The sequence below is a fragment of the Nonomuraea antimicrobica genome (assembly GCF_039536965.1).
GTDB classification, from domain to species: domain Bacteria; phylum Actinomycetota; class Actinomycetes; order Streptosporangiales; family Streptosporangiaceae; genus Nonomuraea; species Nonomuraea antimicrobica.
Genome location: NZ_BAAAZP010000116.1, coordinates 1 through 12,348, shown reverse-complemented (window position 1 = coordinate 12,348; position 12,348 = coordinate 1). Strand labels below are relative to the sequence as shown.

Annotated in this window: 16 protein-coding genes; 7 read left to right on the top strand and 9 right to left on the bottom strand. The window is 72.6% G+C overall.

Annotated features, from left to right (window positions below):
• Window positions 1–105: 105 nt before the first annotated feature.
• The 4 genes from ABD844_RS32545 to ABD844_RS32530 all read right to left on the bottom strand — a co-directional run bounded on the left by ABD844_RS32545 (window position 106) and on the right by ABD844_RS32530 (window position 4,629).
• Window positions 106–591 carry a MarR family transcriptional regulator gene (locus ABD844_RS32545; RefSeq protein ID WP_344886548.1) on the bottom strand — a complete coding sequence of 162 codons (486 nt, stop codon included), beginning with the start codon at window positions 589–591 and terminating at the stop codon, window positions 106–108.
• A 265-nt stretch (window positions 592–856) separates the two neighbouring features.
• A complete protein-coding gene (locus ABD844_RS32540) occupies window positions 857–1,258 on the bottom strand; it encodes a hypothetical protein (RefSeq protein ID WP_344886547.1) in 402 nt (133 codons plus the stop codon).
• Window positions 1,259–1,548: 290 nt separating this feature from the next.
• A complete protein-coding gene (locus tag ABD844_RS32535; protein ID WP_344886546.1) occupies window positions 1,549–2,115 on the bottom strand; it encodes a TetR/AcrR family transcriptional regulator in 567 nt (188 codons plus the stop codon).
• A 240-nt stretch (window positions 2,116–2,355) separates the two neighbouring features.
• Window positions 2,356–4,629, bottom strand: a complete 2,274-nt coding sequence (locus tag ABD844_RS32530; RefSeq protein WP_344886545.1) for an esterase-like activity of phytase family protein — start codon at window positions 4,627–4,629, stop codon at window positions 2,356–2,358.
• Window positions 4,630–4,973: 344 nt separating this feature from the next.
• Between ABD844_RS32530 and ABD844_RS32525 the strand changes: the two genes are divergently transcribed.
• Both ABD844_RS32525 and ABD844_RS32520 read left to right on the top strand, forming a co-directional pair.
• Window positions 4,974–5,360, top strand: coding sequence for a hypothetical protein (locus ABD844_RS32525; protein WP_344886544.1), 387 nt, complete (start codon window positions 4,974–4,976; stop codon window positions 5,358–5,360).
• A 22-nt stretch (window positions 5,361–5,382) separates the two neighbouring features.
• Complete coding sequence (locus tag ABD844_RS32520) at window positions 5,383–5,775, top strand: hypothetical protein (RefSeq protein WP_344886543.1); 393 nt, start codon at window positions 5,383–5,385, stop codon at window positions 5,773–5,775.
• A gap of 74 nt (window positions 5,776–5,849) precedes the next feature.
• Here the strand turns inward: ABD844_RS32520 and ABD844_RS32515 are convergent, their stop codons facing one another.
• From ABD844_RS32515 to aroQ, 5 genes are all read right to left on the bottom strand, one after another.
• Window positions 5,850–6,530: a hypothetical protein gene (locus ABD844_RS32515; protein ID WP_344886542.1), complete on the bottom strand. Its 681-nt coding sequence runs from the start codon at window positions 6,528–6,530 to the stop codon at window positions 5,850–5,852.
• Window positions 6,527–7,222 (bottom strand): ABC transporter ATP-binding protein, encoded by a 696-nt coding sequence (locus ABD844_RS32510; RefSeq protein WP_344886541.1) that lies wholly within the window; start codon window positions 7,220–7,222, stop codon window positions 6,527–6,529. Before ABD844_RS32510 ends, ABD844_RS32515 begins: the two co-directional genes overlap by 4 nt.
• Complete coding sequence (locus ABD844_RS32505; RefSeq protein ID WP_344886540.1) at window positions 7,219–7,704, bottom strand: hypothetical protein; 486 nt, start codon at window positions 7,702–7,704, stop codon at window positions 7,219–7,221. The genes ABD844_RS32510 and ABD844_RS32505 overlap by 4 nt, the downstream gene beginning before the upstream one ends.
• On the bottom strand, window positions 7,701–8,225 hold the full coding sequence (locus ABD844_RS32500) for an RNA polymerase sigma factor (RefSeq protein WP_344886539.1): 525 nt from the start codon (window positions 8,223–8,225) through the stop codon (window positions 7,701–7,703). Before ABD844_RS32500 ends, ABD844_RS32505 begins: the two co-directional genes overlap by 4 nt.
• A gap of 147 nt (window positions 8,226–8,372) precedes the next feature.
• Window positions 8,373–9,068, bottom strand: coding sequence for a gamma subclass chorismate mutase AroQ (gene aroQ / locus ABD844_RS32495; RefSeq protein WP_344886538.1), 696 nt, complete (start codon window positions 9,066–9,068; stop codon window positions 8,373–8,375).
• A 172-nt stretch (window positions 9,069–9,240) separates the two neighbouring features.
• Here aroQ and ABD844_RS32490 point away from each other — a divergent pair, with 172 nt between their 5' ends.
• From ABD844_RS32490 to ABD844_RS32470, 5 genes are all read left to right on the top strand, one after another.
• Window positions 9,241–9,654, top strand: a complete 414-nt coding sequence (locus ABD844_RS32490) for a ribonuclease domain-containing protein (protein ID WP_344886537.1) — start codon at window positions 9,241–9,243, stop codon at window positions 9,652–9,654.
• Window positions 9,655–9,669: 15 nt separating this feature from the next.
• Entirely contained in the window at window positions 9,670–10,029 is a 360-nt protein-coding gene (locus ABD844_RS32485; protein WP_344886536.1) for a barstar family protein, read from the top strand.
• Between the two features lie 138 nt (window positions 10,030–10,167).
• On the top strand, window positions 10,168–10,995 hold the full coding sequence (locus tag ABD844_RS32480) for an ABC transporter ATP-binding protein (protein ID WP_344886535.1): 828 nt from the start codon (window positions 10,168–10,170) through the stop codon (window positions 10,993–10,995).
• On the top strand, window positions 10,992–11,990 hold the full coding sequence (locus tag ABD844_RS32475) for an ABC transporter substrate-binding protein (RefSeq protein WP_344886534.1): 999 nt from the start codon (window positions 10,992–10,994) through the stop codon (window positions 11,988–11,990). The genes ABD844_RS32480 and ABD844_RS32475 overlap by 4 nt, the downstream gene beginning before the upstream one ends.
• Window positions 11,987–12,348 (top strand): iron chelate uptake ABC transporter family permease subunit (locus ABD844_RS32470; RefSeq protein WP_344886533.1); only part of this gene is annotated, 362 nt, incomplete at its 3' end. The genes ABD844_RS32475 and ABD844_RS32470, both read left to right, overlap by 4 nt.

Below are 12,348 nucleotides of genomic sequence, written 5' to 3'. Positions count from 1 at the left end.
CCGAAGCGAAATCTCGGGAAACAGGAATGCAGCTCTCGCTCAATCTCGCCGGTAATTGACGGGGCCCGGATTTTACCTGAGCTAGCCATTCTGTCAATGGTGTTGTCATGGGGTGGGCGGGCCGGTCCGTCCGTCGCGGGGCGTCGTGCCCGGCTGCTCGGCGGCCGCGTCGGCGAACGTGGTCAGCGCCGCCACGGCCGCGCTCCGCTGCTCAGGGGTGAGTTCGGCCAGGATGCGGGCCAGGTGCGCGTTGCGCCGCTCCGTCACGCCGTCCACCAGCGCCCGCGCTTCGGGGGTGAGGGCGATGCGCACCGTACGCCGGTCGCCGGACAGGCGGGTACGGCGCAGGAGGCCCTTGGCCACCAGGCGGTCACACATGCGGGTCGCCGTCGACCTGTTCACGTCGAGGACCTGCGCCAGGTCGACGAGCCGTTGCGGGCCCCGGGCGCCGATCAGCACGAGTGCGCGATACTGCGACAGGGTCACGTCGGCGCCGGTCGCGTTGATGGAGCGGACCGCGACCCCCACGAGCGCCCTGCTGGCCGATTGCACCGCCTCCGCCAGCGGTTCGGCCTCCGGACGCGCACCCATCGGCATCTCGTTCACGCTGCGCCGCTTCCTCCCGTCGCGAATGGCTCCTGCGGAGGTTAGACGTGCGGACCGGTCTCGACCGATGTGTGGTTCCGCTATGGCAACCTTCAGCACCAGGTAAACCCGTGAGGGAAAGCGAAAGAAGAAGCAGTCGATAAAAGCTCAAATATCCAGATATTTCGACAAAGCGCTGGGACGCCGGAAGCCGTACCTCGCTGTTCGACGGGTACGGCCCCCGGCGGTCGTCGTGGGATACGCCCGACGGTCAGAGGACCAGCAGGTCGAAGCCACTGTCTGCGAGGCGTCCTGTCTGGATCTCGTAGACGGCGATCGTGAGGGTGTTGTGCCGCGAGCAGGTCTCCGACGGATTGCGGTACGCGATGTACGGCACGCGCCGCGCGACCCGCGGCGTGACCTGGATCAGCGACCTGGCGGCATCCACTTTGGGAGCGAGCTGGACGCAGTACCGGCCGACGCCGGCCCGCCAGGAAGTGATGACGTTCCTGCCGTTGTTCAGCTTGCCGTCGAAGTCGACGATCGCCGCGGCGACGTCGTCGTAGTCCGACGCGGCGCGGCTGTGCGCGGAGACGCCCGCGGCGGGCACCGCCGCCGTGACGAGACCGGCGACCGCCACCGCGAACGCACCTGAAAGAGCACGACGGAGCATTTGACTCCCTTTCGGTCGTGTCCAGAAAAGAACCACGATCGAAAGGTAATTCCGCAAGGGCGCCCCGGCCGTACGCCACCCCGGAACGGACACTCAAGAAAAGTTCATCGATCGCACTCGAAATCGTCACCGTAAAGAGTGTGCGACTGCGGCCGGACAACCGCGCCGCCGTGTTGGGCAAATGTACAAGCCATTCGCCCAGTTCAATGAAAAGGCCGGGCCGGGGGTCTTCCGGAATGCATTGTCGGCGGTCGGCCCGGTGGGCCGCCTGGCAGTGCGGAAAGAGGGGCTCACCCCTTGCGCAGCATTCTCCGTATCGGTCCGGCCAGCGCGGCGACGTCCAGACTGCGGTCGAGGTGGTGGTGCAGGATGAGGCCGTCGATCGCGGCCCCGAGCAGCGCGGCCACCGCCCCGGCGTCGGAGCAGCCGCGCTCGGCCAGCCAGGCGGCCAGGCTGCGGCGGAAGCCGAGGACGAGCGCGGCCAGCTCGTCGTGCAGGCGCGGGATCCGGGTCGCGGCCAGGTACGTCTCCACCATGAGCAGCGACGCGGAGTCGTCGCCCGGGTAGGCCGCCACCTCCCGCAGCAGCCAGTCGACGCCGGTGTCGAGATCGGACTGCCCGGCCAGCCGCTCCAGCAGGCGGCCCATCAGGTCACGGATCGACTCCAGAGAGGCGGCGATCAGCAGGTCGGTCACCGAGCTGAAGTGGTAGTGCACCACGCCCGGCGCCACCCGCGCCCGCTCGGCGGCCATCCGCGTGGTCACCCGGTTCCAGCCGACCTCCCCGATCAGCGACACGGCGGCCCCCAGCAGCCGCTCCCTGGTCGCCCGGCCTCGGACGAGGGCCGTCTCCGCCATCTAGATCTCCTGTACGTCCGCCCTGGGCACCGGCCCGCAGGAAGTCACGCTTCGTCGCGCACGGTAGTTGCGCACGGCAAATGTTGCCATCGGCGCACGCGGTCGGCGTGCGTACCGCGCGCAGGCACGGCGCGTCGCCCGGCCCTGCCCGGCCCTGCCCGGCCCTGCCCGGAAATGGACGAGGTCTGTGCGGCCCGGTTTCCCACGGGCCGCACAGACCTCGGTCAGAGCGGAACGGTGTCAGTCGCGCAGGCCGGGCACGTCGATGACGATCACCTCGGTGTCGTCGGCCCGCCCCGGGATGCGCCCGTCGTTGCCCGGGAAGTTGTTGTCGTTGGCCACCACGACCCGGTCACCGCTCAACGGCAGCACCGACTCCACCGACTGCAAGGGGAACGAGAACAGCGGCCCGACCCCGTACTCGCCCGGCCGGGCCGGGGTGGAGACGCCCTTCGGGTCGGCCAGGCGCATCAGGTCCACGGCCGTGCGGCGGGGCAGCACGCCGTCCGGGCCCGCCTCGTCCAGGTCGGTCACCACCAGGCGCTTGACCTGGGACGACGGCCCCATCGCGTTGTCCCGCTCGATCAGCAGCAACCGGCGGCCGTCGAGCACCGCCGCGTCGCCGACCAGCAGCCCCGGATCGTCGACCAGGAACGACCAGGTGCGCCCGGTGTAGGCGTTCGCCCGCACGTCGAACTCGTAGACCACGCGCCGGCGCTGGTCGGCGTCGCCGGTCCTGGCGCCCTCCAGGATCGGGTACAGGGTCCAGCCGTCCTCGCTCACCGCCATGGCCTCGAACCCGCGGCTGGCCGGCAGGGTCGGGCTCTCCCCCGGGGTCAGGTCGGGCGACTGCGGCGACTTCGTACCGTCCGGCAGCGGGATCGGCGCCTGCAGCACCTTGCCGGTCCCGTCGGTACGCACCAGGTACGGCCCGAACTCCTCACCGATCCACAGGTCGCCGCGGGCGTCCCTGGCCAGCGACTCGACGTCGAAGTCGGCCCCGGTCAGCAGCCGGTCGCGGGTGTCCTGGTTGACGATCGGGAACGGCACCTTGCGTTCCGGGTCGCGGAAGTCGAGGTGGTCGCGTACCCGGATCCGGTGGTCGCGGTAGTCGGGCTCGATGAAGTAGGCCCGCAGCAGGAAGTCGGGCGAGTTGTCCTTCGAGCCGAACCCGTTGTCCGGCATGGCGAGCAGCCGGTCGGCGGAGCGGGAGCGCGCGCCGGCCGGGATGACGGCCGAGAAGCCGGGGACGGGCTGGCCGGCGAACGGCGGGGTGACGCCGTTGACGGTGTCAGGCGGCAGCTTCGTGCCCGACGTGGGGCCAGGCTGGTAGGCGGTCGCGGACAGCAGGGCGCGGGCGGTCAGCCGGGCCTCGTCGGGGAGCCGGACGCTCAGCGCGTACAGGCGGGTGGTCTGCGTGGCGTTGTTGTTGTCGTCGGACAGCAGGTAGAGGGTGTGCCGGTCGCCGGGCAGCCGGCCGCCGAGCGCCATGCCCTCGATGTTGTCCAGCAGCGGGTTCGGCTGGGGCTGCTTGCTGGTGGCGCCGGACGGCGGGCAGTCGGCGACGTCGGCCAGCAGTCGCTTGCCGAGCCAGGCGCGCTGGTCGGTGAGGGTGGCCAGCGACTCGACGCCGGAGACGTCGGTCGCGCCGGTGGCCGAGACCAGGTAGACGCGTACGGTGTTGCCCACCCCCGGGGTGAAGCCGCGTTCCAGGGCGAGGAGCTGGTCGTCACCGAGTGCCACCAGCTCGACCAGGCCGAGGCCGGGGTCGGTGCGGTAGGCGTACTGGGCGGCGGGCCGGTAGGCGCCGCCGGGCCTGCCGTCGTAGCGCAGGATGCGCTGCAGGCCGCGGCCCTGGGCGTCACGGCCGTCGGCCGACAGCGGCCCCTCCATGCCCGCGTACAGGGCGCGGCCGTCGGGGGTGGCGGCCAGCGCCTCGAACGTCTGGTTGGCCGTCGCCTGCCCGGCCGGGGCGACCCGGAAGCGCTGCGGCACCTCGAGGTCGGCGACCTGGCGGCCGTCGGAGAGCCGGAAGCGCCGGATCGACGGCTCGCTCTCGGAGCTGGCCAGCACGCTGCCTCCGCCGCGCTCGGCAACGAGTCCCTCGCCGTCGAAGTCGGCGCCCGTGTACGGGACGCCGTCCGGCCGCCGCAGCGTCGTCATGCCGCGTACCTCGGCGGACAGGGACTTGTTCCGGCCGTCGGTGATGGCCAGGTCGTAGAGGCGGGCGGGGGTGGTCCCGACGTTGTCCACGAGCGCGAGGGCCCGCGAGGGCCGGGTGAGCGCCAGCGCGGACAGGCCGGCCACGGGCGTGTCCTCGAAGGTGGTTTTGTCCAGGGCGTCGGTGAAGCCCAGCAGGGACGCGTCCGGCGAACAGCGCCCGCCGGACTCGCGGACACCGGCCGCGCCGGCTGCCGGGACGGCGACGCCGGACAGGACGACGGACATGGCGCCGGACATGACGATGGCGGCCGCGGCGGCGAGGGCCGGGATGGACCGCCTGGTGCTGCGCACGAGGACCTCCTGAAGAACGAGGGAAGCGGAGCGCATGCCCCACGGGGGTGATCGAAGTCCGCACGGCCCGCCGGGGGCGAACGGGACGTGAAACACCCCGTGAAGAGCAGCGGTATGACTGGTGAGGCCCCGCCGCACAAACCACTCGCGGCCAAACGCGCCGAGGAGCGCCCCGGCGTGGTCTCCGGACGGCCGCCGCGCCGCCCGTCCGGGCAGGTCCCGGCGCCGGAGGGTCAAGATTCCTTGAACGTCGTGGTGCGGGGTGGTTCATGGCGTCGGCGCCTCCCCTGACTTATTTTTTCCGCTGCAGATCACTTTCTGCGGGTAAACCGAAGGGGGTTTCCATGCTGCGTCACATCCTGGCCGGCGCGCTCGTCCTGGCCGCTGCCGGCGGCGTCATGGCCGCTGGGTCCACCGCGCACGCCGAGATCTACGCGCCCTACGCGCGGGCGGGCGCCATCGTCGACTCCGACGGCCGGCTGAACCTGTTCAAGAACGTCATCTCCTCCCGCCGGGTCTCCACCGGCCGGTACTGCGTCCGCGTCGCGGACTTCGTGGACGTGTCGAAGGCGCTCATCCAGATCACCCCGCGCCGCGAGCTGCGTCTCCCGTACATCGCTTTCCGGAACCCGTCGTCCACCTGTCATGAGCGCAACACGCTCGCCGTCCACGTCACCAACCCCCACACGGGGGAACTGGCCGACGGCGGCTTCGACCTGACCATCGCCTGAGTCGGACCAAAGAGGACACGCCATGAACACCATCAAGCACCTGACGGCCGCCACGCTCACCGCGGCCGCCGTCCTGGCCCCGGCCGCCGTCGCGCAGGCCGACACCCCGTACGCGCAGGCGTCCGTCGTGGTGCAGGAGAACGGTTCGGCCCACGGCGTCAGCAAGAACGTCGAGCGCACGTGGCGCGCCAAGGAGGGGCTCTACTGCGTCACCCTCAACGACAACGTCAACCTGGAGGGCCCCGTGGCGGCCCACGTGACGCCGGTGGGCCATTACCGGCACCCGCGGTGGGTGTCGATCTCCCGGAGCGTGTGGGACTGCGGCCACTCCGACCATGCGTCCACCATCGCCGTCCGCAGCATCGACACCGACGGCAAGCCGCGCAACGTGGCCTTCACCCTGACCGTTTCCTGAACGATCCCGGCACACCCTCTGCAGCCGCCATTCACGGCTGCAGGGGTCCCCTCCGTGACCTCACCGCCGTGACCTCATGCGCGCCGCCGTACCGCCAGCAGGGCGAGGACGGCAAGAGCGAGGGCCAGGACCAGGTAGAGGACCGTCTCGGCCCGCTGAGCGACCCAGTACGACGAGTCCGCCCGCTCCCTCAGCATCCGCCCGCCGAACTGGACGACCCCGGTGAGCAGCATCGACAGCGGCATGGCGATCCGCGTGTGACCGCTCACCGCGCCCACCGCGACGCCGAGCATCAGCGCGAACACCACCCGAGCGTACGGGACCAGCCCGTGGCTCTCGTAGTACGCCCAGGCCATCGGGTCACCCTGGTACGCCGGGAGCGCCCAGGCCAGCAGCACCCCCAGCGCGCCGGTCGCGGCCAGGGCACCGGTCGCCGCGACCGCCACGGCGGCGGCCAGCCACCGGCCTCGCGACAGGCTCTGGGTCCAGGCCAGCCGGTACGTGCCGGTCTCGAACTCGCGGGCGACCAGCGGGGCGCCCCACAGCAGGCAGACCGCCCCGGGCAGGAACCCGGCGAGCTGGACGGTCAGCCCGCTCAGCCCCGGGTCGAGTCGTTCGGCCACGGCGCAGGAGGCGTACAGCGGGATCAGGGCGGCGACGGCGGCGGCCTGCGCGCGCTGCCCGCGCCACGCCGCCCACAGCGCACCCCTCGTGATCCGCAGCGCTCCCCTCGTGATCCACGGTGCCCCGCTCATGAGACCGGCTCGGGGCCGCGCAGGTGGTCGAGCACGAGGTCCTCCAGGGTGGCGGCGGAGTGGGCGCCCAGCAGCGCGGCGAAGCCGCCGCACAGCCGGACGCGCCCCCCGCGCAGCAGGATCAGGTGATCGCACACCCCCACCAGGTCGGCCAGGATGTGGGACGACAGCAGCACGGTCGCCTCCAGCTCGCGCACCACCCCCATCACCTGCACCCGGGCCAGCGGGTCCAGCTCGGCCAGCGGCTCGTCCAGCACCACCAGGTCGGCGCGCTTGCCGACCGCCAGCGCGAGCGCGAGCAGCGTACGCTGGCCGCCCGACAACCGCCCGGCCCGCTCGCCGGGGTCGATGTCGTACGCCGCCAGCAGCGACCTGGCCCGGCCGCCGTCCCAGCGCGGGTTGGTGGCCGCGCCGAAACGCAGCAGGTCGGCCACGCTCCAGCGGCGGTAGAGCGGCTTGTCCTGGGCCACGAAGGCGACCCCGGGCAGCTCCAGTGGCCGCCCGAAGACGCGTACCGTGCCGGTGGTCGGCCGCAGCAGCCCGGTCACGACGCTCAGCAAGGTCGACTTGCCCGCCCCGTTCGGGCCGACGAGCGCCGCCCGCGCCCCGGCGGGCACCTCGACGGCGGCCTCGCGCAGCGCCCAGCGGCGCCGGTAGCGTTTGCCGAGCGCCTCGGTCTCCAGCGCGTTCACTCCTCCTCCCCGCCCATCAGCTCCCGCTTGCGGCGCAGGAGCGCGGCCCGGCGGTGGTGGGCCCGTACGGTCAGGGCCAGCGCCGCCGCCACGAACAGCCCGCCGACCGCCAGCGCCGGGCCGACGCCCGTGCCCCGCTGGACGGTGACGACGGCCACCAGGCCGGTCGTGACCGCCGAGGCCACCAGCGCGATCCAGGCGGCGATCACCCGGTCGGTCGCGAACAACGGCACCCGGCGGGTCAGCAGCCATCCGCCGTACCCGGCCCAGGCCAGGCAGAACACGGTGAACACCCCGAACGACAGATGCGTACGGACGGGCAGCGGCCCCGGCTCGCCACCCCACAGCGCGGTCACGAACACCGTGCCCGCCAGCCCGGCCACCAGTGCCGCCAGCGCCCGCACCCGCCTGCGCGGCGACAGCTCGGGCTCCAGCCGTTCGATCAGCTCGCGCGCCGACAGGCGCGGCTCCTCCTCGGTCATGGCCGGTACCCCTTCTCCTCCAGGTGCTGACGCAGCAGGCGACGGGCCCGGTTGAGTCGCGACTTGACCGTGCCCACGGGGATGCCGCAGATCTGCGCGCAGTCCTCCACCGGCAGGTCCTCCAGGTAGTACAGGACGATGAGCTCCCGCTCCCGCACCGGCAGGCGCGACAGGGCGGCGGCCAGCTCGGCGCGGTCCATCGCGGCCTCGACCGGGTCGTCCGCCGCCGGTGCGCCCTGGTCGAGCGCGTCCTCCTCGCGGGCGTACTCGGTGCGCAGGCGGTCGGTCACCGACCGGCGGGCGATCGTGAACAGCCAGGGCGCGAACCGGGCGGGCTCCCGCAACCTGGGCAGGCCGCGTACGACGGCCAGCCACACCTCCTGGCTCACGTCGTCGGCCCGCTCGGCGTCCAGCATGCGCCGCACGTACGTCCACACCGGCGCCCGCCAGCGGGTCACGAGCTCGGCCAGGGCGGCCCGCTCACCCAGTTGCGCGCGGACCACCAGCAGCTCATCGGTCATCTCGTCCTCCCGTCACCCAGCACAGTCGGACGAGAAGCCGCTCAGGTTCACGCCTTCCCACCTTCGTCCCTTCCAGGATCCCGCCGCCTCGCGCGGACCCGAGGCCGGGAGCGCCCACGGGGAGAGGGCGGCGGCTACGGGGGCGGTCTATGGGGACGGCGGGCAGACGGGGGTCAGGGCCAGCTCCAGGGCGTGGCGGTGCAGCCGGTCGAGGCGGGTGCTGGACTCGGCGGCCTGCCGGGCCCGGGTGAGGTCCGCCTGGCAGCGGGCGGGCGTCGCGCGCAGCGGCTCGGCCTGCTTGAGCAGGCGCAGGAGCTGCGGGGTGAGCCGGTCGAGCCGCGGGCGCACCTCGGTGGCCAGGTCGGGCTGCCTGCTGGGGCGCAGGTCCGGGCGTATCCGCCAGCGGGCGTGCAACCCGCGCTGCACGAGCTTGCCCGCCGCGATCTGGACCCGGAAGAACCGCACGCCGGTCTGCCGGAGCAGGCCGGCCTCTGACAACTGGGTGGCCACGGAGTCGAGCAGGGCGCGCTCGCGTTCGAGGTCGGTGATGGGGCTGCCGTCGGCGTACTTGGCCGCCGCCACCTCGTCGGCCAGCAGCAGCCGCCGCGCCGCCAGCTCCGCCAGCTCGGACATCGCCTGCCGGGCCGCCGGGGACGCCGCATTGACGATGGCCGAAGGGCGGGCGGGCACGGCCGCCAGGGCGGGCACGGCCGCCAGGGCGGACGTTCCGGCAAGGACGGGCAGGGTACTGGTAGCCAGGCCACAGGTAGGCAGGCCACAGGTGGGCAGGGTGACGGCGAGCAGGAGTGCGGCGGCCGTGGTGGCGCGGCGGGCCAAGGACATGAGGAAAACTCCGGTGTGTGATGATGAAACGACCCTCCGTACGTGCCCGTCCCGACCGGTGGGTAGCCGTGCGCGAAGAGTTCACCGTTCTTTTGACCCCGTTTGCCTTCCTTTGACGGGAAATCAGCGGCGATCATGACAACGTCAGTCACATCCCCCGCAAGGAGGCTTCGTGCACGCTCTGCCGCGCTCCCGACCGTCGTGGGCCGTACGGCTCGCCGCGGTCCTCGCCGCCGCCATCTCCCTCGTCGCGCTGACCGGCGTCGTCCCCGCCGACGCCGCGGTCTACAACTCCTGCACCATCTCCCGGTGCGCCGACGCCCGCTCGGCCCGCTCGACCTGGGCCGCCAAGGGCTTCCCCACCTCCGCCGGCTGGTACACCTGGCCCGACGGCCGCCACAACTACACCGGCGGTCGCCACTACAACCGCGAGGGCCAGTTGCCCACCAACGCCACCTACTACGAGTACGACGTCTACTCCCGCACACAGGGCGCAGCCCGCGACGCGTACCGGATCGTGGTCAACCGCAGCACCGGCGTGACCTGGTTCTCGCCCAACCACTACACCGACTTCTACCGGCTCTAGGCTCCAGGGGCTTCCATGACCGCCGCCGCGCGTCCGCTGCCGCACTGGCTCACCGTGTCCACCGGCCCGGCGCCGGCGGTGGTGGACGGCCGGGCCGGCCGGACCCGCGCCGCCTTCTTCGAGGAGGTGGCGCGGGCCCTGCGCCTGCCCGACTACTTCGGCCGCAACTGGGACGCGCTCACCGACTGCCTGCGCGACCTCGACCCCCTGCCGCCCCTCTTCGTCGAGCACGCCGAGGAGCTGCTGCTCGACGAGCCCGACCGGCAGTTCGCCATCCTGCTGGAGGTGCTCGGCGGCGCCGCCGCGGCCGGGATGACCGTGACGCTGTGCACCGACCCCGCCCACGAGACCGAACTCCGCGCCCGGCTGCCTTGACCCTGCCCCCTTGACCCTGCCCCCTTGAGCCGGCCGCCTTCGACCGGCCGCCGCTGAAACCCGCCGTCTTGGGCCCGGCATGACCGGGCCGTGACCCCGCCATGGCGTTGACGACAAGGTTAGCCTAACCTTAGTGCCATGACCGAGGAGATCTCTCTCCGCGGCGCGGAGCTTTGCCTCAGCTACCACGGCACCACCGTGGTCGAGGACGGTCGCATCACCCTGCGGCCGGGCCACGTGACCGCCCTGGTGGGCCCGAACGGCAGCGGCAAGTCCACGCTGCTGCGCGCCCTGGCCAGGCTGCACCGCCCCGACCGCGGTGCCGTGACCCTGGGAGACGGCGCCGACGCGCTGAGCCTGTCGGCCCGCGACTTCGCCCGCCGGGTGACGCTGCTGGCCCAGAGCCGTCCCACCCCCGGCGGCGTACAGGTGCGCGACGTCGTCGGCTACGGCCGCCACCCCTACCGGCGGCGCTGGAAGTCCGGCGACCCCGAGGGCGCCGCCGCCGTCGCCAGGGCGATGGAGCTGACCGGCGTGAGCGGCATGGCCGAGCGGGCGGTGGACGAGCTGTCCGGCGGCGAGCTGCAGCGGGTCTGGCTGGCCACCTGCCTGGCCCAGGACACCGGCGTCCTGCTGCTGGACGAGCCCACCACGTTCCTCGACCTGCGCTACCAGGTCGAGCTGCTGGAGCTGATCCGCGACCTGGCCGACGAGCATGACGTGGCGATCGGCGTGGTCCTGCACGACCTCAACCAGGCCGCCGAGATCGCCGACCACGTCGTGCTGCTGCACCGGGGCCGGGTGCGCGCCGACGGCCCGCCCGCCCAGGTGCTCACCGAGAGCCTGCTCTGCGACACCTACGGTCTCCGCATCGAGGTCGGCCACGACCCCCGTACGGGAATCGTGACCACCCGCCCGATCGGCCGCCACACCCGACGCGACACCAGCGTCACCGTAACGACATGACAGGAAACACCATGCGCAGTGCCCTGACGGCCATCGCCGCCCTCGTCGTCCTCGCCGCCTGCGGCACGACCGAGGCGCCCGTACCCGAGCAGGCCGCCTCCGGCAGCGCCGCGCCGCCCTCCGCCGCGCCCGTGACCGTCACCGACAGCCGCGGCAAGCAGATCACGCTCGACCGCCCGGCCACCCGGGTCGTCAGCCTGGAGTGGGGCGAGACCGAGATGCTGGCCGGACTCGGCGTCATGCCGGTGGGCGCGGCCGACGTCAAGGGGTACGCCACCTGGGTCACCGCCGCCAAGCTCGACCCCTCGGTCAAGGACGTCGGCACCCGGCAGGAGCCCAGCGTCGACTCCATCAGCGCCCTGCAGCCCGACCTGGTCGTCATGGAGGCCGAGCGGGACTCGGCGCTGGTGGCGCAACTGGAGAAGTTCGTGCCGGTGCTGGTGGCAGAGGGCAGCGACGCGGCCGACAACCTCAAGCGCATGCGCGACGACCTCAACATGATCGCCGCAGCGGTCGGCAAGACCGACGCGGCCGCCAAGCAGCTCACCGACTTCGACGCGGCCATGGCCGCCGCCAAGCAGAAGATCGCCGACGCGGGCGCGGCCGGCCGGCCATTCGTGATGGCCGACGGGTGGAAGCAGGGCAGCACGATCTCGATCCGCCTGTTCGGCAAGGGTTCGCAACTCTCGGAGATCGCCGGGCAGCTCGGCCTGGAGAACGCCTGGACCGGCGAGGTCGACCCCCAGTGGGGCCTGGGCAACACCGACGTCGAGGGCCTGACCGCGCTGAAGGACCCCGACATCCGCTTCTTCTACAACGCCTCGGACGGCGACGACGTCTTCGCCGAAGGGCTGGCCGGCAACGCCATCTGGAAGTCGCTGCCGTTCGTCGAGAAGCAGCAGGTGACCAAGCTGCCCGACGGCATCTGGATGTTCGGCGGGCCGCTGTCGTCCCTGCAGTACGCCGACGCGCTGGTCAAGGCGTACACGGGTTGAGCACGGACGTCCTGGCCCCGGCCCCGCCCGCGACGCCGCTGCGGCGGCTGGGCATCGCCGGAGTCCTCCTCCTCGCGCTGGCGGCCACCGTCCTGGTGGCCGCGGTGCACGTGACGCAGGGCACCTCGTCGGTCGGCGCGTTCGACCTGCTGGCGCTGCCGTTCGGCGGCAGCGACGAGGCGGCCCGCGTGCTGCTGGCCTCCCGGCTGCCCCGGCTGCTGGCCGGGGTCTGCGTGGGCGTCGCGCTGGGCGTGGCGGGCGCGCTGCTGCAGGCGGTGGCCCGCAACGCGATGGCCTCGCCGGACACGCTGGCCGTGAGCGCGGGCGCGTACCTGGCGGTCGCGGCGGCGGCGGCGTT

What these genes read in the sequence shown, in the direction of transcription:
- ABD844_RS32545 (WP_344886548.1), bottom strand. Translation starts at nt 591, where the DNA reads ATGGGTGCGCGTCCGGAGGCCGAACCGCTGGCGGAGGCGGTGCAATCG.
- ABD844_RS32540 (WP_344886547.1), bottom strand. Translation starts at nt 1,258, where the DNA reads ATGCTCCGTCGTGCTCTTTCAGGTGCGTTCGCGGTGGCGGTCGCCGGT.
- ABD844_RS32535 (WP_344886546.1), bottom strand. Translation starts at nt 2,115, where the DNA reads ATGGCGGAGACGGCCCTCGTCCGAGGCCGGGCGACCAGGGAGCGGCTG.
- ABD844_RS32525 (WP_344886544.1), top strand. Translation starts at nt 4,974, where the DNA reads ATGCTGCGTCACATCCTGGCCGGCGCGCTCGTCCTGGCCGCTGCCGGC.
- ABD844_RS32520 (WP_344886543.1), top strand. Translation starts at nt 5,383, where the DNA reads ATGAACACCATCAAGCACCTGACGGCCGCCACGCTCACCGCGGCCGCC.
- ABD844_RS32515 (WP_344886542.1), bottom strand. Translation starts at nt 6,530, where the DNA reads ATGAGCGGGGCACCGTGGATCACGAGGGGAGCGCTGCGGATCACGAGG.
- ABD844_RS32505 (WP_344886540.1), bottom strand. Translation starts at nt 7,704, where the DNA reads ATGACCGAGGAGGAGCCGCGCCTGTCGGCGCGCGAGCTGATCGAACGG.
- ABD844_RS32500 (WP_344886539.1), bottom strand. Translation starts at nt 8,225, where the DNA reads ATGACCGATGAGCTGCTGGTGGTCCGCGCGCAACTGGGTGAGCGGGCC.
- aroQ (WP_344886538.1), bottom strand. Translation starts at nt 9,068, where the DNA reads ATGTCCTTGGCCCGCCGCGCCACCACGGCCGCCGCACTCCTGCTCGCC.
- ABD844_RS32485 (WP_344886536.1), top strand. Translation starts at nt 9,670, where the DNA reads ATGACCGCCGCCGCGCGTCCGCTGCCGCACTGGCTCACCGTGTCCACC.
- ABD844_RS32480 (WP_344886535.1), top strand. Translation starts at nt 10,168, where the DNA reads ATGACCGAGGAGATCTCTCTCCGCGGCGCGGAGCTTTGCCTCAGCTAC.
- ABD844_RS32475 (WP_344886534.1), top strand. Translation starts at nt 10,992, where the DNA reads ATGACAGGAAACACCATGCGCAGTGCCCTGACGGCCATCGCCGCCCTC.